This is a genomic window from Ruegeria sp. BHSA191 (assembly GCF_059613325.1).
The window spans coordinates 1-25,482 of sequence record NZ_JBXWSH010000023.1 but is presented as its reverse complement, the minus strand read 5'-3'; the positions used below and the strand labels follow the sequence as shown (position 1 = coordinate 25,482).

Below are 25,482 nucleotides of genomic sequence, written 5' to 3'. Positions count from 1 at the left end.
GGTGATCAAGGTCGACGGTCGCGGCTGGGGATTCGAGGAAATCGGACGCCAAGGCGCATTCAAACTGTTGGAACAGCCTAGCCTGCCCTCGCGCACCATTCTGTGCAGCAATGACCGGCTGGCCATCGGGTTCCTGTCTGCCTGCTATGAAAAGGGCCTGCGGGTCGGGTTGGGCGACGACTGCGACCTGCGCGTCGCGTCGCATGACGACCATCCGTTTTCCAAGTTCACCTGCCCGTCGCTGACCACCGCGGCGCATGACTACAACGCGGTTTCGAATCGCACCGTTGAGACGCTGACGCAACTGGTCGAGGGCGGCGGACGGCTGAGCGCGCGCACCGAAACGCTGTTTCCCGCGCGCCTGATATTGCGGAGTTCGGCCTGATTCTCGACACTATTTTACGCGCGTAAAATTTTAGTTGACGCGCGACAATTAATTCACGATGCTTTCCTTTAGGTAATTCGACACCAGGGAGGAAAGAATGTACCTGAAATCCGTTCTATGGGCGGCAAGTGCCGCGGCGTTGACCGCCGGCGTGGCGTCTGCCGAAACGATCACGATCGCCACCGTCAACAACGGCGACATGATCCGCATGCAGAAATACACCGACAAGTTCACCGAAGCGACCGGCCACGAAGTGGAATGGGTCACGCTGGAAGAAAACGTTCTGCGCCAGCGTGTAACCACCGACATCTCGACTAAGGGCGGCCAGTTCGACATCATGACCATCGGCATGTACGAAACGCCGATCTGGGGCGCGAACGGCTGGCTTGTGCCGCTGGACGGCATGTCGGCAGAATATGACGTGGACGACATCCTGCCCGCGATGCGCGGCGGCCTCAGCCACGACGGCACGCTGTATGCGGCTCCGTTCTACGGCGAAAGCTCGATGATCATGTACCGCACCGACCTGATGGAGAAGGCCGGTCTGGAGATGCCCGAGGCGCCGACTTGGCAGTTCATCCGCGAGGCAGCGGCCAAGATGACCGACCGCGAGAACGACATCAACGGCATCTGCCTGCGCGGCAAGGCCGGCTGGGGTGAGGGTGGCGCCTTCATCACCGTGACCGCGAACTCGTTCGGCGCGCGCTGGTTCGACGAAGACTGGAAACCCCAGTTCGATCAGCCCGAGTGGAAAGAGGCGCTGACCTTCTTCGTCGACATGATGAGCGAATCCGGCCCCGCCGGGTATGCCACCAACGGCTTCAACGAGAACCTGTCGTTGTTCCAGCAGGGCAAATGCGGCATGTGGATCGACGCCACCGTTGCGGCGTCTTTTGTGACCAACCCCAACGACTCGACCGTGGCCGACAAGGTTGGCTTTGCGCTGGCGCCGAACTCGGAAGGCGTTGACAAACGCGCCAACTGGTTGTGGGCCTGGGCTCTGGCCATCCCCGCCGGCACCCAGAAAGAGGACGCCGCCAAGCAGTTCATCGAATGGGCCACCTCGAAAGACTATATCGAGCTGGTCGCCGAGAACGAGGGCTGGGCCAACGTTCCGCCGGGTGCGCGCACCTCGCTGTACGAGAACCCCGACTACAAGGACATCCCCTTCGCGCAGATGACGCTGAAGTCGATCCTTGCGGCCGATCCGGAAAACTGCTGCGTCAAGCCGACGCCGTATACCGGGATCCAGTTCGTCGCCATCCCCGAATTCGCGGGCATCGCCACCCAGGTGAGCCAGGAATTCTCGGCGGTCTATGCCGGACAGCAGTCGGTTGACGAAGCTCTGGCCAAGGCGCAGGCCTTCACGGCCGAAGAAATGGAAGCCGCAGGGTACTGAGGCCTCCTCCCGGCGGGTGGGCAGGTTTCTGTCCCCCGCTCTCCCCCTTCCACAACCCGTGTTAGTCTCGCAGGCAACAAGCCGCCTGAACAGAGAGGTCTTGCGTCATGGCAACTCAACACTCCCGATCCGTCGCACGCCTGATGATGGCCCCCGCCGTGGTCCTGTTGCTGGGCTGGATGCTGGTTCCGCTGACGATGACGCTGTATTTTTCCTTCAAGAAATACCTGCCGCTGCGCGGCGGCGACCTGGGTTGGGTGGGGTTCGACAACTACGTCCGCTTCGTGACTTCAAGTTCATTCTGGCCCGCCGTTCAAGCGACGCTCGTGATCGTGGGTGGCGTGCTGGCCATTACCGTAGTTCTGGGCATCCTGCTGGCTCTGCTGCTGGATCAGCCGATGTGGGGTCAGGGCGTCGTGCGCATTTTGGTAATCGCCCCGTTTTTCGTGATGCCCACCGTTTCGGCGCTGGTATGGAAGAACATGTTCATGGACCCGGTCAACGGCCTGTTCGCCCATCTGTGGCGGTTCTTCGGGGCCGACCCGATCTCGTGGCTGTCCGAGGCGTCGATGCCATCGATCGTCATGATCGTGTCCTGGCAATGGCTGCCCTTTGCCACCCTGATCCTGCTGACCGCGATCCAGTCGCTGGACAGCGAACAGCTGGAGGCCGCCGAAATGGATGGTGCGCCGCCGCTGAAACGCTTCTTTTTCATCATACTGCCGCATCTGAGCCGCGCGATCACGATCGTCATCCTCATCCAGACGATCTTCCTTCTGTCGATCTTCGCCGAGATCTTCGTGACCACCGGCGGTGCCTTCGGCACCCGCACCCTGACCTATCTGATCTACCAGCGTGTGCTGGAAAGCCAGAATGTCGGGCTGGGCTCGGCCGGCGGGGTCTATGCCATCATCCTTGCCAATATCGTCGCCATCTTCCTGATGCGCATCGTCGGCAAAAACCTGGACGCGTGAGGAGGACGACGACATGGCCCGTACCGTCACCACACAACGCAAGCTGATCAACACCGCCTTTGCCTGGGCTGTCGGCCTGCTGATCTTCTTTCCGATCCTCTGGACGATCCTGACCAGCTTCAAGACCGAGGCCCAGGCCATCGCCAGCCCGCCGATCTTTCTGAACTTCGACTGGACGCTGGAAAACTACGCGGTGGTTCAGGAACGCTCGAACTACACGCGGTTTTTGTGGAACTCGATCATCATCGCGGGCGGGTCCACCCTGCTGGGCGTGATCGTCGCGGTTCCCGCCGCCTGGGCCATGGCCTTCGTGCCCTCGGCGCGCACCAAGGACATTCTGCTGTGGATGCTGTCCACCAAGATGCTGCCGGCGGTGGGGGTGCTGTACCCGATCTACCTGCTGTTCATCCAACTGGGCCTGCTGGACAGCCGCGCCGGCTTGGTGGTGGTGCTGATGCTGATCAACCTGCCGATCATCGTCTGGATGCTATACACCTATTTCCGCGAAATCCCCGGCGACATCCTGGAAGCCGCGCGCATGGACGGCGCCACGCTGAAAGAGGAAATCCTTTACATCCTGACGCCGATGGCGGTGCCGGGCATCGCCTCGACCGTGCTGCTGAACTTCATCCTGGCCTGGAACGAAGCGTTCTGGACCCTGAACCTGACCGCCGTCGACGCGGCCCCGCTGACCGCGTTCATCGCCAGCTATTCCAGCCCCGAGGGCCTGTTCTTCGCCAAGCTCAGCGCGGCATCGACCATGGCCATCGCCCCGATCCTGATCCTTGGGTGGTTCAGTCAGAAACAACTGGTCCGCGGCCTGACCTTCGGCGCCGTGAAGTAAGGAAAGACACATGGGACGCATCGTACTTGAGAAAGTCAGCAAGAGCTTTGGCGACGTGGAAGTCATTCCGCCGCTGGATCTGGAAATCAACGACGGCGAATTCGTGGTGTTCGTGGGCCCCTCGGGCTGCGGGAAGTCCACCCTGCTGCGCCTGATCGCGGGGCTGGAGGACGTCAGCGGCGGCCGCATCCTGATCGACGATCAGGACGCCACCGCGGTGCCGCCGGCCAAGCGGGGCCTGGCCATGGTGTTCCAGTCCTATGCGCTGTATCCGCACATGACCGTGCGCAAGAACATCGCCTTTCCGCTGCGCATGGCCGGGCTGGACAAGGCCGAGCAGGACCGCCGCGTGGAACAGGCGGCCGAGGTGCTGAACCTGACCGACTATCTGGACCGCCGCCCCGGCCAGTTGTCGGGCGGCCAGCGCCAGCGGGTCGCCATCGGCCGCGCCATCGTGCGCGAACCGGCGGCGTTCCTGTTCGACGAACCGCTGTCGAACCTGGACGCAGCGCTGCGCGTGGGCATGCGGCTGGAGATATCCGAACTGCACAACCGGCTGGAAACCACGATGATCTACGTCACCCATGACCAGGTCGAGGCCATGACCATGGCCGACAAGATCGTGGTCCTGCAGGCGGGGGTGATCGAACAGGTGGGCTCGCCGCTCGAGCTGTACCGCGCGCCGCGCAACAAGTTCGTGGCCGGCTTCATCGGCTCGCCCAAAATGAATTTCATCGAAGGCCCCGAGGCCGAAAAGCATGGCGCCCACACGATCGGCGTACGCCCCGAACACGTTGCCGCCTCACCCAGCGAGGGCCTGTGGAAGGGCACGGTCGGGGTGTCCGAACATCTGGGCTCGGACACGTTCTTTCACGTCCATGTGGACGGCTTCGCCGAGCCGATGACCGTGCGCGCCGGCGGCGAGGTCGGCCTGCGCCACGGCGACACGATCCATCTGACGCCGGAGGAGGACAAGATCCACCGGTTCGACGCGGCGGGGCTACGGATCGCATGAACCGGCTGGTTGGAAAACGGGCCCTGATCACCGGGGCGGCGCGGGGCATAGGGCTGGCCTTTGCCCGCGCCTATGCCGCCGAGGGCGCGCAGGTGGCGCTGGCCGATATCGACGTGCCGCAGGCGCGCAAGGCCGCGCGGGAAATCGGGCCTCAGGCGATTGCGGTCGAAATGGATGTCTCGCAGCAGGATAGCATCGAGGCGGGCGTGGCCGACGCCGTGGCGCGGATGGGCGGGATCGACATCCTGATCAACAACGCCGCGATCTTCACCGCAGCCCCGATCGTGGAAATCACCCGCCCGGATTACCAGCGCGTGTTCGACATCAACGTCGCCGGCACCCTGTTCACCTTGCAGGCGGTCGCGCGACACATGATCGACCAGGGCACCGGCGGCAAGATCATCAACATGGCCAGCCAGGCCGGCCGCCGAGGCGAGCCGCTCGTGGCGGTCTATTGCGCCAGCAAGGCGGCGGTAATCAGCCTGACCCAATCGGCGGGGCTGAACCTGATCCGACACGGGATCAACGTGAATGCCATCGCCCCCGGCGTGGTGGATGGCGAGCACTGGGACGGCGTCGATGCCTTCTTTGCCAAATACGAGGGCAAGGCGCCGGGACAGAAGAAGAAGGAAGTGGGCGAAGCGGTGCCCTTCGGCCGGATGGGCCGGGCCGAGGACCTGACCGGAATGGCGGTGTTTCTGGCCTCGTCCGAGGCCGATTACATCGTGGCCCAGACATACAACGTGGATGGTGGAAATTGGATGAGCTGATGGTGGAGCGCCCCGCAGATACCCGACCGGTCCGGTTGTGTCAGACCAATCTGGGCGCGTTGCCCAAGGGCGTGCTGCGCCCGGAATACGACCGCGCCGCGCTGAGGCCGGGGATCGTGCATATCGGGGTGGGCAATTTTCATCGCGCGCATCAGGCCTGGTACCTGCACCGGCTGATGCAGCAGGGCGCGGCGCAGGATTGGGCCATCATCGGCGCCGGCGTGCGCGCCTATGACGCCGAGATGCGGCGCAAGCTGCTGGCGCAGGACTGTCTCACCACGCTGGTCGAGCTGACCGAAGGCCAGCGCCGCGCCGAGGTGACCGGCGCGATGATCGACTACCTGCCCCCGCAAGAGGACAACGGCCCGCTGATCACGCAGCTGGCCGATCCGGCGATCCGCATCGTGTCGCTGACCGTGACCGAGGGCGGCTATTTCTTGCACCCCGTTACCAAGGGGCTGGACACCGGCCACCCCGACATCCGACACGATGCCGCCAATCCTGACCGGCCACGCACCGCCTTCGGCGCAATCGTCGCGGGCCTGCGACGGCGGCGCGATGCGGGCGTCGGTCCGCTGACCGGGCTGAGCTGTGACAACCTGATCGGCAACGGGCAGGTTCTGCGTCAGGCGGTGGTGGGGCTGGCGCGCCTGTCGGACCCGGATCTGGCCGACTGGATCGACACGCAATGTACCTTCCCCAACTCGATGGTCGATTGCATCGTGCCCGCCACGGGTCCGACCGAGCTGGAGCTGGTGCGCGCGCTGGGGATCGACGACGCCGCGCCGGTCACCCATGAAAGCTTCCGCCAATGGGTGATCGAGGATGCCTTCTGCGCCGGGCGGCCGGATTGGGACAAGGTCGGCGCCACCTTTACCGACCGCGTTCATGACTATGAGGTCATGAAACTGCGCATTCTGAACGCGGGCCATCAGGTTCTTGCCAATGTCGGCGAGATCCTGAACCTGGGAACGATCGCGGAGTGCATGGCGCATCCGCTGGTGTCCGGGTTGTTCAGCAAGGTCGAAACCGAGGAAATCGCCCCTTTCGTGCGTCCGGTGCCCGAACGGTCGGTGGCCGAGTACATCGACCTGATCGAAAACCGGTTCCGCAATCCGGCCATCATCGACACCACGCGCCGGGTCGCTTTTGACGGCTCGTCCAGACATGTAGGATTCGTGCTGCCCTCGATCCGTGACGCCCAGGCAGCCGGCGCCTCGGTCGAGGGGCTGGCGCTGGTCGAGGCGTTCTGGGCCCGGATGTGCGCCGGCACGCGCGAAGACGGGACGCCGATTGACCCCAACGACCCGTTCTGGGACGATCTGGTGGCCGTCGCGACACAAGCGCGTGAAACCCCAACCGTGTGGCTGGAGCAGCGCCAGTACTATGGCGATCTGGCCGATTTCACCGCGTTCCGTGAGGCATTTGCGCGGTGGCTGACCATGATCTGGACCCAAGGCACCACCGAGACCTTGAAAACCTATCTGGCACACTGATCCCGGCATTCTCCCCCGCCTGCGGCCGGTGCACCACGCGGGGGCGAACACCGTTTTGCATATACAAGTGGACCGTCAAGCCTATCCCAAGTATCATTGTGGCATTCATTTAAGTCTGTTCGTCACAAAGCTGCTTGGGGGCCTGACCATGAAAAACACGCATATTTCCGCAATCGTCGCGGCATCCTTGGCGGTGTCAATGCCCGTCACGGCAGCCGCGGATGCAGGTGACTTCATCGCCGGCGGCATCGTCGGGGCCTTGATCACCAAGGGGATCACCGACAACCAGAAAGCCAAGAAGCAGGCGCAACCACAGCGCAGCTATTCATCCAGCGGGGGTTCGGCGTCCAGCCTGAACAGCCAGTACAGCCGGGCCGAGCGTATCCAGATCCAGACCGCCTTTCGCGATTTGGGATACGATATCGGAACCGTCGACGGCGTGCTGGGCAAGCGCAGCCGGGCGGTGATCCGTCAGTTCCAGGCGTCGCGCGGCGAGGCCCAGACCGGCCAGTTGACCCGGCCACAATATGCTGCGCTGCTGAGCCAGACCGGGGGCATGAACCCCGCCCTTGCCCACCGCGATCTGAACCCAACCGAAGTCATGATGTTGCAGGAAGGGCTGCGATCGCTGGGCTATTACGGCGGCGTCATCGACGGGGCCAACGGGCCGGAGACAATCGGCGCGCGCAATGCGTTTCTGGCGCAGTCCGGGACCAGCCCGGCCATGGTGACGCCGGTCCAGGCGCTGGTGATGGCCCGAACCGCCGCGGGCCTGCCCACCCCGCTCTATCTGCAGAACGAAGCCAATGCCCAGACGGCTCCGACACAGCCCTTCGGCACGCAACAGGCCGGGTTCGGGGCGGCCAGTCAGCAACCCACGACGCCTTTTGGCGCCCCGGCAGCTCAGCCACCGGCATCGGGTTTTGCACCGCAGGGCCAGCAGCCCGCGGCAAACCAAGGTCAGTACACAGCTGCACCAACCCAACAGCAGCCCGCCACGACCACATTGTTCGGAGCCCCGGCCGCCCAACCCGGGCAGGTCCCAACCCAGCCCGGTCAGGCGCAGCAGCAGAACCTGTTCGCGCCGGCGGCCCCGCAGCAACAACAGCCGGCCCCGCAACCCGCGGCTCCGCAGGGCGGCACCCTGTTTGCCAGCGGTACCCCGACGGCCCCTGCGTCACAGCAGGTGACGCAACAGTCCGCGCCCAGCAGTCTGGACATCTATTCGGGAAACCCGCAACCGCAGACCGAGGTGGCAAACCAGGCCACGGCGCTGGACTGAAACGGCCGGGCCGTGCGGAAACGCGGCCCCTGCCCGCTCATTCGCTGGCCGACGGCGTTTCCGGCTCGGCCTGAGCCGAAGCCTGAAGCGGCGTGAATTCTCCGGTTATCGGGAAAGGCTGCGTTTCCGACAGCGTTCCGTCGGCCGAAACCTGCAGCACCATCGCCTGGCCCAGGATGGGGGCGCTGCTGGTGGTGACATTGTTGAAATCGATTTCACCAAACACCGTCAGGAAACGCTGCGCTCCGGGTACATCCGGCAGGCCCTGCACCTGCCCGGTCAACTGCGGCGCGGACATGCGCATGATGAAGCTCGACGCCCCGACCGCAGCCGACCCGGTAAGCGTCCGGGTCCCACCCGCAGTGACCCCGGTTCCCGGGCTCTGCGCGACGCCCGTGGCCACCGCACGGAAACCGTCCTGCTGCAGCGTCACCGTGACATCCAGATGCGGAACGTAGGAATAAGCGTTGTATCCTTGCTGCTGCGGGGGCCGCTCGGTCCGTACCGTCAACTGGCTGGCGATATCCAGATAGTTCGGTTGGCTGAGCGTGGGATGCGCATAGGTCTGGACCCGCACAACGGCGGTGTCCGACAACCCGAAAAGCTGGGCATCGGTTGGGATCACCTGCACCCTGTGCGAGCCGTCAGAGGCCGCCAGCACCTGATAGGCCACGATCGAATAGAGCTGCCGGCCGAATTGCTGGAACAAGGTGCGGGCATCGGCGGGGCTGAGTTGCAAGGACTGGACGAAAGGAAATTGCGGTGCCTGCGATTGGCCGGATTCGTCGATGACCGTAAAGTGCCAGGGAAAGGCCCGGACATCGACGTTGGTTCCCTGCAACATCTGGTGGGCGCAGCTTTGGGCGTTGTCCGAACCGATCATGCGATCGAGCCGCTGGCCGATGCTGCGTATGTTCCCGAACGGCAAAGAGCTGGCTTGGAAATCGTATTCGTTTGTCTTCACGCGGTAGCTCACCTCGAAGCGCTGCGGGATGGTCTTGCCGGCGATGATCTGTTGCACCTGCGGTTGAACCTGAAAGGCACGGGTATAGTAGTCCCGGCGTTCGAACTCGTTGGCAAAGGCCTTCCGGCAGTCTTGCCCGATCTGTGTCGATACCAGATAGGACACGAGTCCGACATAGAATTGCTGATCGTTCATCACCGCCGGGTTGGACCGGACATACAGGAACAAAGCCCGCGCATAGGCGTCCTGCATCGACAGGGTCCGGGCCGCCTCGACCAGATCGACGCTGCTGGCGCGCCCTTCGCCGGACGACAGAACCTGCGCAAAAACAGGCTGCGCCCCAAGTTGACCCATCAGCAAGACCGCGCCAGCCAGGCGCCCAAATCTGTGAAAAATACGTGAAATCTTCATGAACTGAATCCTCGTTAATAATCGTCACACGTGGTTTGCGCCTGCCCGCAGATCAGCCGGGCCAGGGGGTCGGCCACTCGGTCTTGGCGTTTTCGATCAACGCCAGAAGCGTCGGGCAATGAATGCGGTAGTCCGGCCCTCCGGCGTTCGAGACCTGGTTTCTGGGCTTCAGCATCCGGGTCCAAAGACCTGCGGCCAGGTGCCGGCTGGCCTGCGAATCCGTCGGATAGTGCACGCCGATGCGCTCGCGGTTGACCGCGATGCGGTGGGCGATCTGCAACAAGGGCGACTTGATCGGCGCCGTCCCGGCCAAGTCGGCCGACACCGGCTTTTGCAACAGCCCGCCACCCGATGGCGCGCCATCGCGCGACACGCCGAACCGCTGGTACAGCCCGGGGATTTCCAGCAGCAGCAGCGCGATCAGATGCGCCAGGAAGGAATGGCCGGACGGAAACGCCGGATGCGCAGGCGGGCCGAACGGAACTGTCAGCCCCGGCCGCAGCACCGAGGGCCGCACCCGTTTGTAATAGGCCTTGTACGACATGTAGGCCACGTTGCCCAAGGCCAGCCCCGCGTCGATCAGCTTCAAGGTGTAAGGGTGATCGAAGGAATTGGCACCGATGAAATGGATGATGTAGTTGGGCAGACCGTCGGCCTGAACATCGGATTCCACCAGATAGCTGCTGCGGTCGTCCTCCATGTAGATCTTTAGGGTTTCCAGCTCGCCCTGAATGAATCGGAACGCGTCCGAGGCATCCGTTTCGTTCTGCGCCACGGTCTTGTTGACATCCACGACATAGCGCCATTCAAGGTCACCCGCTTCCAGATACGGCCCCACCGGATCGAACCCGGGCCGTGGCAGCCATTCCCGCCATTGGCCGGCGAATTCCAGCGCCGCCAGGGTTGCCGGTTCGCTGCGGTCGGCGGCGCGCAACCACTCGGTCAGGTGTTCATCGAAGGGAAGCGCCCAGAACCGCAGGGCTGGATCCCAGTCCTGCGTGGTCCATTCCAGAACCTTGGGATAGTCGATGCCGGCCGGGTCTGCCTGATAGGGATTGATCACATATTCGAGCGGGAACGGCGACACGCCCGCGTTGTCGGGCGTGAAATTAAGCGCCCAAGGCAGCAACGCCAGCTCGATCGGGGTCGCATAATAGCTGCGGACCAGACCGATGCCGCCATCCGCGCCGACGGGAATGACCGGGTCTGTTCCAAGCCCCAGCCCGTTGCCCAGGCCCAAACCATTGCCCAGCCCCAGCCCGTTGCCGAGACCGAGGCCAAGCCCCAATCCAAGGCCATTCCCCAATCCAAGGCCATTGCCGAGGCCCAGTCCAAGCCCATTCCCCAACCCAAAACCATTGCCGAGGCCCAATCCCAGCCCCAGACCGTTACCGAGACCCAAACCGTTGCCAAGGCCCAGTCCAAGCCCCAATCCACGCGATGCGCCGAGACCCAGACCCAGCCCCTGACTTCCAGTGCCAAGCCCGGACGATCGAGCCGAGGCGTTTGTTCCGAAATCCGTCATGTCAATGTCCTCGTTTGAAATGGACCTTGTTCAAAAAGACGCCAGCGCCGCCTTTTCATCGAAATATGCTCGAGATCATTATGAGTTCCGGCGGTTTCGCCATTGCCGCATGTGCCTGCGTGCGGGTCACTGCGGCCACAAGGCGCGCAGCGGCGGTGAAACGCGTCAGTTCGGCAGACCTGCAGTGCTCAGACCAAGCACCAGCCGTTCCCGCGTGTCCGGGGTCTTCAGGGGGTACCATGCCATAAAACGCGAAATTGAAAAACCTGGATCTTTCTCGAGAAGCTTTTCGGCGGTCACGCGGGCCTGTTCGACCTGCCCGTCCAGCGCGTAGGAAGCCGCCAGAATGCGCAGCGCCGCCATGAATCGCGGCCTGGTGCGGCGCGCGCGTTGCAGGGCACGGATCGCTTCGGGATAGTTGCCGTCCACGAACTCGGCCAGCCCCGCCGCCGTCCAGAAAAAGAAATTCAGCGGCCCGAACGGGGTCAGCCGCCAGACGTTCAGCATGTGCTCGCGCGCGATGGCGCCGTTGCCCAGATAGGCATGGGCCGTCGCGCTGATCCCCCAGGCCAGCGGCAGATTGGGATTGAGCGACAGCGCCTGATCCATGATGTCTATCGCCTCGTGCGGGCGGCGTTCCAGCAGGCTGAGGATATGGCCGCGAATCGACAGGTTCAGCGCGTCCTCGGGGTCCAGCTCGACACCCTTGCGGGCATGGAACACGGCGGCGGCGCTATCGCGCTCGACATTCGGGCTTTTGCCCTCGGCGATCCAGAAATTTAGGCACCAGGCCAGATAGGAATGCGCCTGCGCATAGCCCGGGTCCAGTTCGACCGCCCGCCGGAACAGGGACATGGCCGTCTCATAGCTCTGGCCCTGGAACCGGTAGAGTTCGGGCAGGCCCCGCAACACGCAGTCATAGGCATCGAGGCTTTCGGTCGGGCGGGTGACCAGATTTGCCGCCTCGGCCCGCTGAACGCTGGGTTCGACCGTGGCGACGATGCTGGACACGATGCGGTCCTGAAAGGTGAAGATGTCCGAGGCGTCGCCATCGAAATTGTCGGCCCAGACGGCCCGGTTGCGCACCACGTCCACCAGCTCGGCATGGATGCGCAGCAGGTTTCCGCTGCGCCGGATCGATCCGGTCAACAGGTATTTGACCCCCAGCGCCGCGGCCACCTCGCGCGAGGGCACGGATTCCTTCGACATCTGCAGGGTCGAGGTGCGCGCCACCACGAAAATCGCGCGGCTGCGTGACACTCCGGTGATGATGTCCTCGGTCATGCCCTCGCCGAAATACCTGTCTTCGTCACGGCCTTGCAGGTCGCGAAACGGCAGGACGGCCAGCGACGGCCGCGCCTCCCATTGCGCGTGTGGCCGCAGGATCGCGCGTGCCTCGGAACTCCGCTGGGCGATGAACACCCGCACCGGGCGTTCGATATTCTTCAGGATCGGCGCCCCGATCTCGTGGAACCGAACCGAGATCCGGTTGCGCACGATGTCGCGCACTTGCTGGGTCAGCACCACGTCGCCGCCCGCGGCCAGATCCTGAATGCGGGACGCAATGACGACGCCGTCGGATTGCAGAGACCGCCCGTCATCGACGACCTCGTCCAGATTGATGCCGATTCGGACATGCATGGGGGTTTCATCAACCGGCCGGTTCCGAACCTGGTGCTGTTTGTCCAGGGCCCACCGAACCGCATTGGTGGCGCTGTTGAACTCAACCAAGATGGCATCGCCGGAGTGCGAGACCAGCCGCCCGCCATAGTCCGAAATCCGGTTCAGCAGAACGTCTTCGCGCAACCTGCCCCAGTCTCTGGCGGCCTTGATGCTGTCGGCCTCCATATGGCGCGTATAGCCTTCGACATCAGCGAAGGCAAAAGCCGCCAGACGCAGGTTGGACACATCAAGGGATTTCGCGCTGATTTTGGACATTGCGAAACCACCGCCCCCACTGGTTACGATTTTAGTCTAATGGCCCAACGCCACGTTGGCAAACATTCCAGACTTAATATTGTTTAAATCTACGCTAAATTGAGCTCCGGCTATGGCCGGACAACCACAAGGCCCAGATTGTTGTCATTGGCCACCAGATCGGCCAGCGCCCGCGGAGTGCCGGGCAGTCCGGCGCCCGAGTCCTCGGCCCTGGGCGGCAGCTGCGCCAGCGGATCGGTGTTGGCTCGATCGTTCGGGCAGGTGACCTCGAACAGTATGAGACCCAGCGTCCCTGCCGCGACCGCCGTGCCGGTCACAAGGTTCTGGACCTGCGGCAGCGACAACAGGTCGATGGAGCCACCCGCGGCCAGATTGCCCAAGGGCAAGTCGATGGCTGCGGCGTTCCATGTGATCGGGGCCAGCAGGTCCCACGGATCCGGCCCGACGGGAACCGATCCGACCCAGACCCGCAGCCCGACATTCTGGGCCTGCGCGGTGCCCCGATTGCCGACCCGCAGGTTGGCGGAGTCCGACAACCACCGGGCATCGGCCCGCCAGTCCAATGAGACCGGCACATAGGCGCCCGGCCCATACTGAACCGGGCCGGCCAGGGTGTCCTCGGTCAACGGGCGGCGGTCCGAAACATAGATGTCCTCGGGTGGTGGATCGCCGGGCGCATTGTGCATCTGTTCCGGATCGGGCGGGAACATGCCCTGCGCCTCGAAGGCCCAACGCACAACCTTGTGCGCCGTGCCACCCTGCCACGGGTCGGGCGTGCCGCCCGGAGGCCCCAGCGGCAGTGGCGGCAGGGTCATCCACCCGGCCTCTTCCAGGCCCAGTTCGAGCATCTCGGCCCGCGACGGTGGTTGTGCAAATCCGGCCGTTGCCCGGAACAGCAGGAACAGCGCCATGCGCGCCGCCCGTCGACGCTGATAGATGTCGGCCCGGCCATCCGCCTGAACCGTGTCGCCCCCCAGCGCGCGGTACAGGCGGAATAGGGTCGTCGACAGGATCTGTTCAGTCAGATAACCCTTGGTGTCGCACGGATCCGCCGCAGGGTTTTCGATCACGGATCGGTTCAAAGAGCCGTACCAGGCCCAGCCCATTTCCGCGATGCGGTCATGGCGGCGAGTCGCAAAGACGAACGGATAGGTGATGCCGCGGAAACTGGCGGCGACTCCGTTTCCGGGGGGGGCTGCCAGGGCAGAGCCCGGGTCGGACATGATGGCGGCGATGGCATCGCCGGCGCTGTGGGCAAAATCGAATTCCAGCTGACCCAACCGGGCCGCCAGCAGATAATGCCCGAATTCATGCCCGATCCACCGTCCGCTGGTCGCGATGCTTAACGGTTGCGCCCAGCCTGGAGGGTCGGGCCTGTCCCATTTCGTCAGCTCGGCCAGCGCAAGGTTCATGTGGATCACCGGCTTGCCCTGCGTTTTGCAATCCAGCTTTACCTGCGCGTTCACCGTGCGGCCGCTCTTGCCCGGTCCGGGCGAGATGCCGAAACGGTAGAAGACCAGCATCTCGGGCTGGGCCCGGACGTTGAACAAATGCGGCGGCAGCCCGAACCGCTTCATCAGGCGGAACAGGCGGAAACAGTTGAAATAGGCGCTGACCGCGCTGAACGTGTCCCGGCGCGGCTGCAGATCGTGACCGTTCGGCAGGTGGACCGTCTTGGTGGTCAGGGGCGGCAAACCGGCGTCCTCGGGCGCGTATCCGGGGCAGACGCAAACGCGAAAACCGTCGCTTTTTAGGTCAACATGCGCTGATGGATCCAGTTGGAACAAGCTGCGGAACCTGTCCAGAACACCGTCATCACGGGTTGGTCTGCGCTCTGACCAATCATACGCCTCACCGGCAGGCGCGGCCCAGCCCGGAGGGGTCTGGGCGAATACGAACGCGTTGCCTTGCGGGGCAGCATGGGTCACCAGCGGCGTCCGCTCGACAGAGACCAGAACCGGGTCGGATTGTTTGGCCACGCCGCCGGGCGTCGGCTCTCCGATCCTGTCGAAGCGAAAAATGCCGTACACCGCATAGCCCAACGGGCTTGGGACGCGGGTCGGATTGGCATTGTGCGCCGTCGCCTGAATAGTGAACTCCCAGGGTGAGCTCCGCCAGTTCTTGAGGTCTTGCGGGTGGAACTGGATGTCGTTGATTGTCACCGACTCTTGCGTAACCCCGGCCTTGTTGGCGATCTCAGACGTGACGTCATCGCCCTTGTACAACCGCTCCAAAGCCGCGGACACCGCGAGAAGCATGCCGGGCCCGGAAGAAGGACCGGCCCGCGCGGCGAGGTCGGTCAAAAAGGCATCTTCTCCTGCCGGAAACTCGACCGTCGCGGACCGGATCCGCACGGTATAGGTGTTTCCGTCGGCCTCGACGGTCATAGGGACGCGGATCCCGGCTTGCGGGGAAATCTGGTTGTCACCGCCATAGACTTCGGCCGCGACCATGATGACCGATGCCGGTACATCGTGATTCGCAGCCCGCGACAGGTTCCACGAAGCCAGACGCGGCACGGGCGAAGAACCAATGGGCGTTCCGAATTTGGGCCACAACGGCAACCATTTGAAGGCATTAACGAATTTGCCGGACAGGCTGTCCACGGCGTATTTCAAATAGACCGGCGTGTGCCCCCGAGCCAACAGGAAATCGTGGAGCTTCTTCAGGTAGTCCAACCCCACCTGTCCCAACTCTGCTTCCGTGGGACGAGAATTCAAGGTTTGCGTCGCAACATAAGGGACACCGGGATGAGATACCAAACGCGATGGCTGATGGGCGTTCGAGTATTCTTGTTCGAACCGCAACCATGTTTCGGGCCAGTTAGGTTGGCTGTAAGGGACGTTGGGCCATTTGGGGGTTTTCCAAGGCATGGTTCCGGTCCTTCCGGAAATGAGAAAATGAAATGTACTAAACGCGGATTAACCGCATGGTACATTAAAAAGGCCGTTCTTGACAGTTTTGACGGAAAGCGGCGCCAGCCGTTTGGCCGCGCCGGGGCACAGGCCGCCAAAAGCAGCGCGCCAATCAGTGGTCCGGAAGAAACTGTCGCTAGATGGAATCCAGATCGTCGAGCGTTTCCATCCGCCTTGAGTTTCGCCGGATGGCGCCGAGTGCATCGGCCTGTCCCGTCAGGCCGACCTCTTGCAGAATGTCCCGTTGCATAGCGATGGTCAGGTCGGCCAGCGCATGCATAACCTTTTCGCCATCGGTATCGGTCAGCGACCTGTCTTCCAGCCATTCGCCAACTTGGTCGACCTGCCATTCCAGCGACTGGCCTGCCCGGTCGAGGCGTCGTTGCCTTCCTCGTAGCCAATGTACATCGCCAACTTCGCCCCCGGCATCCGCTCCAAGAGCTTGACCTTCAACTCGTTCATCAGCCCTGCATTGGCGAACAGGTCTCAGGACGCTCCACACCTTTCAGCAATTCGCCGGACTGGCGGGCCAAACTCACGTCCAATTTCAACGATGCTTAACCACCGTCCAAAAAACAGAGCCTCAAGACGTGCCGCCGGCTTGAAAACAGGACCGAACCTAAAAGCGCAGGCAGACAAAGACGCAGTCAAAATAACGCGCAATATTTCACCAAAATGCGCGCAAGGCAGGAGTTACGCATTTTTGTTTAAAGTACCCATTTACGGGATCTGCCCGGCCCATCCTGTTTCGACCGGCCAGGCAGGTGTTTCGTGGCGAAACTAGCCTAGATGTGCGGCGATCGCATCCAGAAGGTCCTGGGCGTCTTCGGCCGACAAATCTTGCCGCCGCAGGCGGATTCGTAATTCACCCGCCGCGACTTCGGCACGGATGTCGCCTCCTCCGGGCAACGGCTGCGGCGGAATGCGTTGAACCTGCTTTGGACGTCCGCCTCGAGCCTTTTCACGCGACGGCTCGGGAGCCTCTTTCAGCGCAGCCTCGATCAAAGCCCACTCGCTCTTGGCATCGGGCGCGTCCGCTCCGGCCAATGCTGCGCGCAGTTTGGCTTGAGCGCCCTCCCGCAGGGCTGCAGCCAATCGCAGCCCCGCCTTTTCCGACAGGGATACCGGGTACCGCAACAGGTCGCCCAAAGCCTCGTGTACCATCGCAAAGCTGCGCACCTTTGACCGTTTCGCCTTGGACGCCGCCGCAAACAAGGCGTCCACTGCGGCTTCGGTCGAAGGGAATACCCCCTGCCCTGCCGCCAGAACCGCAATGCGTCCACGTTCGTAGGGGCTGAGATTGGCGCGCAGCTCGTTTTCCTCGACCATCGAGACATACGCCCCCTGCCCTGCCCCGGCCTGGCGGACAAAAGCCGGAATCTGCGCGAATGCAGGATCCGTTCTGGCGAGACGGCGAAAAGCGTCCAGGCGCCGATAACCCGAGATCAGCCCGTAGCCGTCGGCCGTCGGCGTCACCTCGATCGGCGTGCGCAAACCGTTGACTCGCAACGACTCCAGCAACTCGGCCATCGCTTCTTCGTCCTCGACCATCCGGTCGCGACGAATATAGTCCGCGTCGATCTCGTCAATCGGCAGCTTTTGGGCCACCAGCCCCGCATCCTGCGCATCGCGCCAACGGGCCGCATCACCCTGGTCGCGGGCCAAAGCTTCGCGATCGGTCACGGCGGCCATTCCATTCAATGTGGCGGCTTCGGCCGCGACTTGTGCGATTGGAGGCACAACCGATTTGGTTTCAAACGGGCCGATCGAGGGTTTCGTGGCGAAACCCGCCTCGAGTTGCTCCAACTCAGCCGCGTCCGGCGCCGTCAGTCTTCTGCGTTTAGCCATCTGCCTCTCCTCCCATCTGTGCGTCGCGCCACCAGCAGCCGATCAGAACTTCCTTGAACTCCGCGTAGGTCCGGTCGAAAGTTTCTCGGCCGCGCACGTATGTGTCTCGGTTGAAATCCCGGTAGTCCGCCTCGTAGATCCCGTTCACCTGCTCACCGGCCTGCCCGACCAGAGCAGTGTAATCCTGCCGGTAGGCATTCATGAAGTCACCAAAATAGGCTTGGATCACGTTCGCCATGTCGGTCTGCTGGCTGGCATCGAACCGCGTGATGATCGCGCGGACAACATCCCATTCGAATTTGAGCTCGGGCAATCCCGCCGCCCGTTGGGCCGCGTTTTCACCGTCCTCGATGCTAGCAAAGGTCGTATAGAGCATGTCGAAGAACCGGCCTGTGGAATCAAATTCCAGAAACGAAGCCCCCAGCGGCACAAGCAGAATATCCGCCGCAGCCAGTGCGTTGATCGTAAGGTACCCAAGTGCAGGAGGCGTATCGAGGAAAACGATGTCATAATCGTTCAACACACCTTCATCCTGCAGGAAGTTTGTCAGACCATCCCACAAGGGCCAACTGCGCAGCCCCATGCGCCAGACCGGGATCTGGAATTCAGCCCAATACAGATTCAACTGCGCGCCGATCAGGTCGATATTGGGCCAATGCGTTTTCTGGATCACGTCTCGGGGCAGAGTCGTCAGAGCTTCCTGAAGCGTTTCGTCCAGAGGAATTTCAGGTTGACCGGCCGCCGCGCGCACGCGGTTTTCTTCCTGAACGGCCCGAGCATAGTCCTTGGCGATCAACGGAAACACCGTTTGCCACTCATCGGCGACGCGACCGCCGAGGATCGACGTCATCGACCCCTGGCTGTCCAGGTCGATCACGAGTACTTTGTACCCGTCCAAGGCGGCCGACATTGCCAGATGTGCCGCAGTCGATGTTTTTCCAACGCCGCCCTTGAAATTCGCCACTGCCACGACTTTGGCGGGCAGTCCCTTGGGCCTGTACGGCAGGTACTCCTTGGTGCTGACACCCTCTGCGGCGAAATAGTGGCGCAGCGCCAGGACTTCTTCGAGCGTAAACCACTTCGACCCGGCCTCTCCTTCGCCCTGAGGGAGATCCGGATTGGCCTTAAGCACACGGCGCAGATGGGCCGGAGCAACCGGAATCAGGTATTTCGTGATTTCCCAGATCGAGAATCGGCGCAGCCGCTTTTCGCCATCCGGAGCATAGCCACGTCTTGCCAGATCCTCGCGTCCTTTCGCGCAAAACGCCGCTGCTTTCGCGAATCGGGATGTCCCGATAGGATCAGGCAGCTTTGACGCCGCCTTGGCCGGGTCCAGGTTGAAATAAGGTGGCAGAGAAGGTTGGTTGGTTTTGCTCACTGTCGGTGCCTCGATAAATGTTCGCCTTTGCGGCGTATATCGCAAAATGTACCGAACATTTTCTTCCTGCGCTATCCTGTTAAACAGATTTTTCCACAAGATTTGAGATGATCCGGGTGTTTCGTCGCGAAACCAAATGAAATAATCAGAAAACAGGCAACAAAAAGTTTGATTCCTTTAATAGTTTTAGATTCTTTAGCAATCGGTTTTACCAGTTAAAACAATAACTTAGGGGTTTTTGGGTGCCCATTTTCAGGACGGAACGGACCAGTGTTCAGGATCAAGGGGACCCATATACGGGATGTAAGGTCCCAGAATCCGGTTGGAATGGTACCGATTCCCGGTAAGACACTAAATCGAGCAGTTTAGACTTCGGAACGTGCTGGTAATCAGCGTAAGGATGGCTTCGGAACGCCGGGTGCGGTGTGACTAAGCGGGTTCGCTGTGGATAACTCAAGGGGGCGATTCGGAAAGGTACCTGTCTGCGGGATGGCAGTCCTCCCGTATATGGGGACCCAAAATAGGTTGATTGCCGGGTACCTTTCGTGCAACAGAATCTGCAAACGAGCAGCCAGGCAGAATCATGCCGGATACAGAATTGGACATGGATCACCTCTCGGGCGCGCTGCGACGGGAAACGGTGAAAAAAAATGTTGCCGCGATCCACATCAGCGGCAAGCTCACCTTGTTGCAGCGAAAGCTGTCCAATGTTCTTCTGCTCAATGCCTATGACGCGCTGACCACTGCACAGACCCACACGATCGACGCCCGGACCCTGGCGATGATGGTCGGATACAATTCGAACGACTTTGACACGTTGCGTGCCAGCCTTCGCGCTTTGGCCGAAACCGTAGCCGAGTGGGACATGTTGGATGAGCAGGGGCGCCAGGAATGGGGCGTGTCGTCGTTGCTGAGCTTTGCCAAACTCAAAAACGGGGTGTGCGAATATGCTTATTCCCCGGCTTTGGCGCAAAAGCTGTATGATCCCAAGATCTATGCGCTGATCAACGTGCACATTCAGCGCAATTTCAGTTCGGGTCACGGGTTGGCCTTGTATGAAAACTGCTATCGCTTCGTACGGACCGGCTCGACGGGCTGGTGGACGCTCGAGGTATTCCGTAAACTGATGGGGGTGGACGGCAGCGACTACTACACCAGTTTCAAGCACCTGAACGCCAAGATCATCAAGCCTGCCGTTTCTGAGGTGAACAAAAGCTCGGATATCCTGATCGAGCCAGAGTTCCGTAAGAAGGGCCGCAGCGTCACTGACATAAGGTTCCTGATCCAGCGCAACCCCCAGAAAGCGATGTTCGAGATCGACGACAGCGATGGCGTGCGCAATCTTCCCGTCTACAAGACCCTGCGTAAACAGGGGGTCTCGGACAGGCTGGCACGGCAGTGGATTTCCGAGCACGGTGAGGAATACGTTCAGCAGAAGCTGGACTATGTGAAAGGGCAGGGGGATGTGAAATCCACTGTGGGCTACCTTTCGGCCGCTCTCAAGGAAGATTACAAGGCCCCAGTGAAAGAGACCCCGGCGCCACCCCCTCCCGAGGCGCTGGCCGCGGCCAGGCAGCGAGAAGAAGAGAAGGCGCGCGAGGATCAGGCCTATGCCGCGCGGGCGGCGGAACGTGCCGAACGGGCCCGCAAACTAGCCATCGTCGAAGAACTGGTTTCGCGGCGAAACCCAACCCAGCGGGATGCTGACAAGCGCCTGTTCATGTCGACCCTGTCGGACGAGTTGGACCGCGAACACTTCCGGCAGCACGGCTGGCGGTCGGGTTTGAACGCCAACGCCATCTTTGCTTTTTGGGAAGAGTTGGAGCCCGACGCGTTCCAGACGGAAACGCCCGCCTGATGCTCAGGCAGGGCAAGGGAGGTTATCGGTTTTTGAGAGCATTTTGCAAAGCATCCCCAAGCGCGCCGTGCTGCGCATTTTGTGTATTTTTTGCGCGTTGTGATTTCTGAGCGCCTGAATTCTTTCCTCGTGCGTTATGCCCTTTTGGGGCGCGATCTTGCCGGGCAGAAGCTCCGCCATCCTTGCGCAAGCTCAGCCCGATCCGCTTGCGCGGCACGTCAACTTCGACCACACGGACGCGTACGACCTGACCGGCCTTGACCACCTCGTGCGGGTCCTTGACGAAGCGGTCGGCCAGCTGGCTGACATGTATCAGGCCGTCCTGATGCACACCGATATCGACGAAGGCGCCAAAGGCCGCCACATTGGTCACGGTGCCTTCCAGAACCATACCGGGTTTGAGGTCGGTGATCTCCTCGACGCCCTCTTTAAAACTGGCGGTCACGAAGCTGGGGCGCGGGTCGCGACCGGGTTTTTCCAGCTCGGCAAAGATGTCGCGCACCGTGGGCAGGCCGAACCGGTCATCCACGAACTCTTCGGCACGAAGGCCACGCAGCGCACCGTCATGGCCCATGATTTGACGGATGTCGCGGCCGCAGGCCTGCACGATGCGGCGGGCCACGTCGTAGGCCTCGGGGTGGACGGCCGAGGCATCCAGCGGCTCGTCGCCGTCGCGGATGCGCAGAAAGCCCGCGCACTGTTCAAAAGCGCGGGGGCCGAGGCGCGCGACCTTCAGCAGATCCTGCCGCGATCGGAACGCACCATTGAGGTCGCGATGCGCCACGATGGCTTCGGCCAGACCGGGGCCCAGGCCCGAGACATGGGTCAGCAGCGGCGCCGAGGCGGTGTTCAGATCGACGCCGACGGCGTTCACCACGTCTTCGATCACCGCTTCCAGAGACTGGCTCAGCCGGTGTTGATCTACGTCGTGTTGATACTGGCCGACGCCGATGCTTTTGGGTTCGATCTTGACCAGCTCGGCCAGCGGGTCCTGCAGGCGGCGGGCGATCGACACCGCGCCGCGCAGCGAGACGTCCAGATCGGGAAACTCGCGCGCCGCCAGTTCCGAGGCGGAATAGACCGAGGCCCCGGCCTCGGACACCACGACCTTGGTGGGGGCCTGCACCCCTTTGGGCAGCAGTTTCAGCGTGTCGGCCACCAGCCGTTCGGTCTCGCGGCTGGCGGTGCCGTTGCCGATAGCGATCAGTTCGACCTTGTGCGTGGCGATTAGGTTCAGGATGGTGGCCTGTGCGCCGCGCAGATCGTTCTTGGGTTGGAACGGATACAGCGTGTCGGTCGCCACCAGCTTGCCCGTGGCATCCACCACCGCGGCCTTTACGCCGGTGCGGATGCCCGGGTCCAGCCCGAGGGTCGGGCGGGGTCCGGCTGGCGCAGCAAACAGCAAGTCCTTGAGATTGCGTGCAAAAACCTGAATGGCCTCCTCCTGCGCGCGGCTTCGCAGATCGGCCATCAGCTCGACCATCATCGACAGTGAAAGCTTTACCCGCCAGGTCCAGCCCGCGACCTTGCGCAGCCACACATCGCCCGGCCCGTCACCGCGCGTCTGCAGATGGGCGGCCACGATCGCCTCGGCCCGGGCAGCGCCGGTTTCGGGGTCGGGGCCGATGTCCAGCGTCACGATCCCCTCTTTCGATGCGCGCAGCATCGCCAACGCCCGGTGCGAGGGCACCTTGGCCCAAGGCTCGGCATGGTCGAAATAGTCGCTGAACTTGGCGCCGTCCTGTTCCTTGCCCTCGATCACCTTCGAGGTCAGCAGCGACTCGGCCTGCATGAAAGTGCGCAGCTCGCCCAGAAGGGCCGCGTTTTCGGTCAGACGCTCGGTGATGATGTCGCGCGCGCCGTTCAGCGCATCCTTGGTGGTGGGCACGGCCTCGGTCACATAGGCCTGGGCCAGCGCCTCGGGGTCGGCGCTGCGGTCGGCCAGGATCGCGTCGGCCAGCGGCTCCAGCCCGTTTTCCCGCGCGATCATCGCCTTGGTGCGACGCTTGGGTTTGTAGGGCAGGTAGATGTCTTCCAGCTGCGCCTTGGTTTCGGCCTGGGCGATGGATTTGGCCAGCTCGTCGGTCAGCTTCCCCTGATCCTTGATCGAGTTCAGGATCGTCTCGCGCCGCGCTTCGAGCTCGCGCAGATAGGCTAGCCGGTCGGACAGGGTGCGCAGCTGGCTGTCGTCCAGCCCGCCCGTAACCTCTTTGCGATAGCGCGCCACGAAGGGCACGGTGGCGCCTTCGTCCAGCAGCTTGACCGCCGCGTCCACCTGTTCGGGGCGGGCATTGATTTCCGTTGCGATGGTGCGGGCGATGCGGTCCAACGGGGCCTCCTTGATCTTTGGTTGGAGGACCGTCTTAGCCAGCGTCCGCGTCAAGGAAAAGGCGTCGGGCATCGTCGGCGAGCACAAAATCCAGGCATTTGCGCGGTTTTGCGCAAACTGGGTCAAAATGCGCGTTCGTATGCGATTGATCCCATGGCCCGGGTGATTTAAGGGAAGCCCTGTCAAATCAGAGTCACCCCGGAGCGGAACAGCATTCACGCTCCTCGCACGCCGCGCCGCACGCGGCACAACTCTCGGATCGCACGCCCCTGAAAGGCTTAAAAAAGGTAAGGGAACATGGCAGAAAAATCGAACTTCGACATATTGTATACCATCGTAGACGAAGCGCCGGAGCTGGCCAGTGCCTCGTTCCTGCCCATCATCCGTAAATTCGCGTCGGCTGCTGGCGTCAGCGTCGGCACCAAGGACATTTCGCTGGCCGGGCGCATCATCGCGGCCTTCCCCGAAAACCTGACCGAAGAACAGCGTCAGCCCGACGATCTGGCCGCCTTGGGCGAGCTGGTGAAAACCCCCGAGGCCAACGTGATCAAGCTGCCGAACATTTCAGCCTCGGTTCCGCAGCTGGTCGCTGCCATCAAGGAACTGCAGGGGCAGGGCTATGACATCCCGAACTACCCGGAGGATCCCAAGACCGACGCCGAGAAAGAGATCCGCGCCCGCTATGACGTGATCAAAGGCTCGGCCGTGAACCCGGTCCTGCGCGAGGGCAACAGCGACCGCCGCGCCGCCAAGGCGGTCAAGCGCTATGCGCAGCAGCATCCGCATTCGATGGGCGAATGGACGGCCGACAGCAAAACAAAGGTGTCGTCGATGCCGGGCAACGATTTCTACGGCAACGAGAAATCGGCCACCATCACCGCCGATCAAGCCGGTGATGCGCGGATCGAATTCGTGGGCAAGGATGGCGGCGTGACCGTTCTGAAAGACGGCTGGACGCTGGAGGAAGGCACCGTTGCGGATGCTACCTTCATGTCGGTCAAGGCGCTGTCGGAGTTCCTGGATGCCGCGATCGAGGACACCAAGAAAGACGGCACCATGTTCTCGCTGCACATGAAGGCGACGATGATGAAGGTCAGCGACCCGATCATCTTTGGCTATGCGGTCAAGTCGTGGCTGGCGCCGGTGTTCGAGAAATTCGGTGACCGCATGGCACAGCTGGGCGTCAACCCGAACTCGGGGCTGGGGGACTTGCTAAACCGTGTCAAGGACGATGCCGAGATCATGGCCGCGATCGAAGCGGTCAAGGCCGACCGTCCCTCGATGTACATGGTGGACAGCGACAAAGGCATCACCAACCTGCACGTGCCGTCGGACGTGATCATCGACGCCTCGATGCCCGCCGTGATCCGCGCAGGCGGCAAGGGCTGGGACGAGAACGGCAAGAAGGGAGACACCAACTGCGTGATCCCCGACCGCTGCTATGCGCCGGTCTATGACGAGACCATCAACTTCTTCAAAGCCAACGGTGCGCTGAACCCGGCCACCGCCGGTTCGGTCGCCAATGTGGGCCTGATGGCGCAGAAGGCCGAAGAATACGGCAGCCACCCGACCACCTTCGAAGCGCCTGCGGACGGCACGATCCGCATCGTTCTGGCCAATGGCGAGGTCCTGCATTCGCATGAGGTCGAACAGGGCGACATCTGGCGCGCTTGCACCGCCAAGAAGGCCCCGATCGAGAACTGGATCCAGCTGGCGATGGATCGTCAGCGACTAACCGGCTCCGAGGCGATTTTCTGGCTGGATGCGAACCGCGCCCATGACGCCGAACTGATTAAATACGTCAAGCCGGCGCTGGAAGCTGCGGGCGTGGCTGACAAGTTCCTGATTCTGGCCCCGCGCGAGGCGACCCGCAAGACGCTGGAAACCATCACCGCCGGCAATGACAGCATCGCCATCACCGGCAACGTGCTGCGCGATTATCTGACCGATCTGTTCCCGATCCTTGAACTGGGCACCTCGGCCAAGATGCTGTCGATCGTCAAGCTGATGAACGGTGGCGGCCTGTTCGAAACCGGTGCAGGTGGCTCGGCGCCCAAGCACGTGCAGCAGCTGGTCGAGGAAAACCACCTGCGTTGGGATTCGATGGGTGAATTCTGCGCCCTGGGCGAGTCGCTGAACTTCCTCGCCGAC

The 25,482-nt window shown here is 62.4% G+C and carries 18 protein-coding genes; 10 read left to right on the top strand and 8 right to left on the bottom strand.

All coding sequences use genetic code 11. From position 1 onward, the window contains the following. From AC2FNS_RS17080 to AC2FNS_RS17045, 8 genes are all read left to right on the top strand, one after another. On the top strand, positions 1 to 385 hold a 385-nt coding region (locus AC2FNS_RS17080; protein WP_496803920.1), incomplete at its 5' end, for a substrate-binding domain-containing protein. A 97-nt stretch (positions 386 to 482) separates the two neighbouring features. Beyond that, entirely contained in the window at positions 483 to 1,784 is a 1,302-nt protein-coding gene (locus AC2FNS_RS17075) for an ABC transporter substrate-binding protein (protein WP_496682424.1), read from the top strand. Between the two features lie 107 nt (positions 1,785 to 1,891). After that, positions 1,892 to 2,758 (top strand): carbohydrate ABC transporter permease, encoded by an 867-nt coding sequence (locus tag AC2FNS_RS17070; RefSeq protein WP_496711767.1) that lies wholly within the window; start codon positions 1,892 to 1,894, stop codon positions 2,756 to 2,758. A gap of 13 nt (positions 2,759 to 2,771) precedes the next feature. Further along, positions 2,772 to 3,602, top strand: a complete 831-nt coding sequence (locus AC2FNS_RS17065; protein ID WP_093963212.1) for a carbohydrate ABC transporter permease — start codon at positions 2,772 to 2,774, stop codon at positions 3,600 to 3,602. Between the two features lie 10 nt (positions 3,603 to 3,612). Further along, positions 3,613 to 4,617: an ABC transporter ATP-binding protein gene (locus AC2FNS_RS17060; protein WP_496711768.1), complete on the top strand. Its 1,005-nt coding sequence runs from the start codon at positions 3,613 to 3,615 to the stop codon at positions 4,615 to 4,617. After that, on the top strand, positions 4,614 to 5,387 hold the full coding sequence (locus tag AC2FNS_RS17055; RefSeq protein ID WP_496711769.1) for an L-iditol 2-dehydrogenase: 774 nt from the start codon (positions 4,614 to 4,616) through the stop codon (positions 5,385 to 5,387). Before AC2FNS_RS17060 ends, AC2FNS_RS17055 begins: the two co-directional genes overlap by 4 nt. After that, complete coding sequence (locus tag AC2FNS_RS17050; RefSeq protein WP_496711770.1) at positions 5,387 to 6,883, top strand: mannitol dehydrogenase family protein; 1,497 nt, start codon at positions 5,387 to 5,389, stop codon at positions 6,881 to 6,883. Before AC2FNS_RS17055 ends, AC2FNS_RS17050 begins: the two co-directional genes overlap by 1 nt. A 148-nt stretch (positions 6,884 to 7,031) precedes the next feature. Further along, on the top strand, positions 7,032 to 8,165 hold the full coding sequence (locus AC2FNS_RS17045) for a peptidoglycan-binding domain-containing protein (RefSeq protein WP_496711771.1): 1,134 nt from the start codon (positions 7,032 to 7,034) through the stop codon (positions 8,163 to 8,165). A gap of 37 nt (positions 8,166 to 8,202) precedes the next feature. Here AC2FNS_RS17045 and AC2FNS_RS17040 read toward each other — a convergent pair whose 3' ends face one another. From AC2FNS_RS17040 to AC2FNS_RS17010, 7 genes are all read right to left on the bottom strand, one after another. Continuing rightward, positions 8,203 to 9,540 (bottom strand): hypothetical protein, encoded by a 1,338-nt coding sequence (locus AC2FNS_RS17040; protein ID WP_496711772.1) that lies wholly within the window; start codon positions 9,538 to 9,540, stop codon positions 8,203 to 8,205. Positions 9,541 to 9,592: 52 nt separating this feature from the next. After that, entirely contained in the window at positions 9,593 to 11,065 is a 1,473-nt protein-coding gene (locus AC2FNS_RS17035) for a phosphatase PAP2 family protein (protein WP_496711773.1), read from the bottom strand. Positions 11,066 to 11,230: 165 nt separating this feature from the next. Further along, positions 11,231 to 13,003 carry an adenylate/guanylate cyclase domain-containing protein gene (locus tag AC2FNS_RS17030; protein ID WP_496711774.1) on the bottom strand — a complete coding sequence of 591 codons (1,773 nt, stop codon included), beginning with the start codon at positions 13,001 to 13,003 and terminating at the stop codon, positions 11,231 to 11,233. 110 nt (positions 13,004 to 13,113) lie between these two features. Then, positions 13,114 to 15,687, bottom strand: coding sequence for a hypothetical protein (locus AC2FNS_RS17025; protein ID WP_496727658.1), 2,574 nt, complete (start codon positions 15,685 to 15,687; stop codon positions 13,114 to 13,116). A gap of 367 nt (positions 15,688 to 16,054) precedes the next feature. Further along, on the bottom strand, positions 16,055 to 16,420 hold the full coding sequence (locus AC2FNS_RS17020; RefSeq protein ID WP_496711776.1) for a hypothetical protein: 366 nt from the start codon (positions 16,418 to 16,420) through the stop codon (positions 16,055 to 16,057). Positions 16,421 to 16,698: 278 nt separating this feature from the next. Beyond that, on the bottom strand, positions 16,699 to 17,766 hold the full coding sequence (locus AC2FNS_RS17015; protein WP_496685396.1) for a ParB/RepB/Spo0J family partition protein: 1,068 nt from the start codon (positions 17,764 to 17,766) through the stop codon (positions 16,699 to 16,701). Then, positions 17,759 to 19,144 (bottom strand): AAA family ATPase, encoded by a 1,386-nt coding sequence (locus tag AC2FNS_RS17010; RefSeq protein WP_496683622.1) that lies wholly within the window; start codon positions 19,142 to 19,144, stop codon positions 17,759 to 17,761. The genes AC2FNS_RS17015 and AC2FNS_RS17010 overlap by 8 nt, the downstream gene beginning before the upstream one ends. 583 nt (positions 19,145 to 19,727) lie before the next feature. Here AC2FNS_RS17010 and AC2FNS_RS17005 point away from each other — a divergent pair. Further along, positions 19,728 to 21,002: a replication initiation protein gene (locus AC2FNS_RS17005; protein WP_496711777.1), complete on the top strand. Its 1,275-nt coding sequence runs from the start codon at positions 19,728 to 19,730 to the stop codon at positions 21,000 to 21,002. Between the two features lie 22 nt (positions 21,003 to 21,024). Here AC2FNS_RS17005 and AC2FNS_RS17000 read toward each other — a convergent pair whose 3' ends face one another. After that, positions 21,025 to 23,331 carry a Tex family protein gene (locus tag AC2FNS_RS17000; RefSeq protein WP_496711778.1) on the bottom strand — a complete coding sequence of 769 codons (2,307 nt, stop codon included), beginning with the start codon at positions 23,329 to 23,331 and terminating at the stop codon, positions 21,025 to 21,027. A gap of 297 nt (positions 23,332 to 23,628) precedes the next feature. On the opposite strand from AC2FNS_RS17000, the gene AC2FNS_RS16995 reads away from it, so the two are divergent. Then, positions 23,629 to 25,482, top strand: a 1,854-nt coding sequence (locus AC2FNS_RS16995) for an NADP-dependent isocitrate dehydrogenase (RefSeq protein ID WP_496803919.1), incomplete at its 3' end; no start/stop codon positions are given.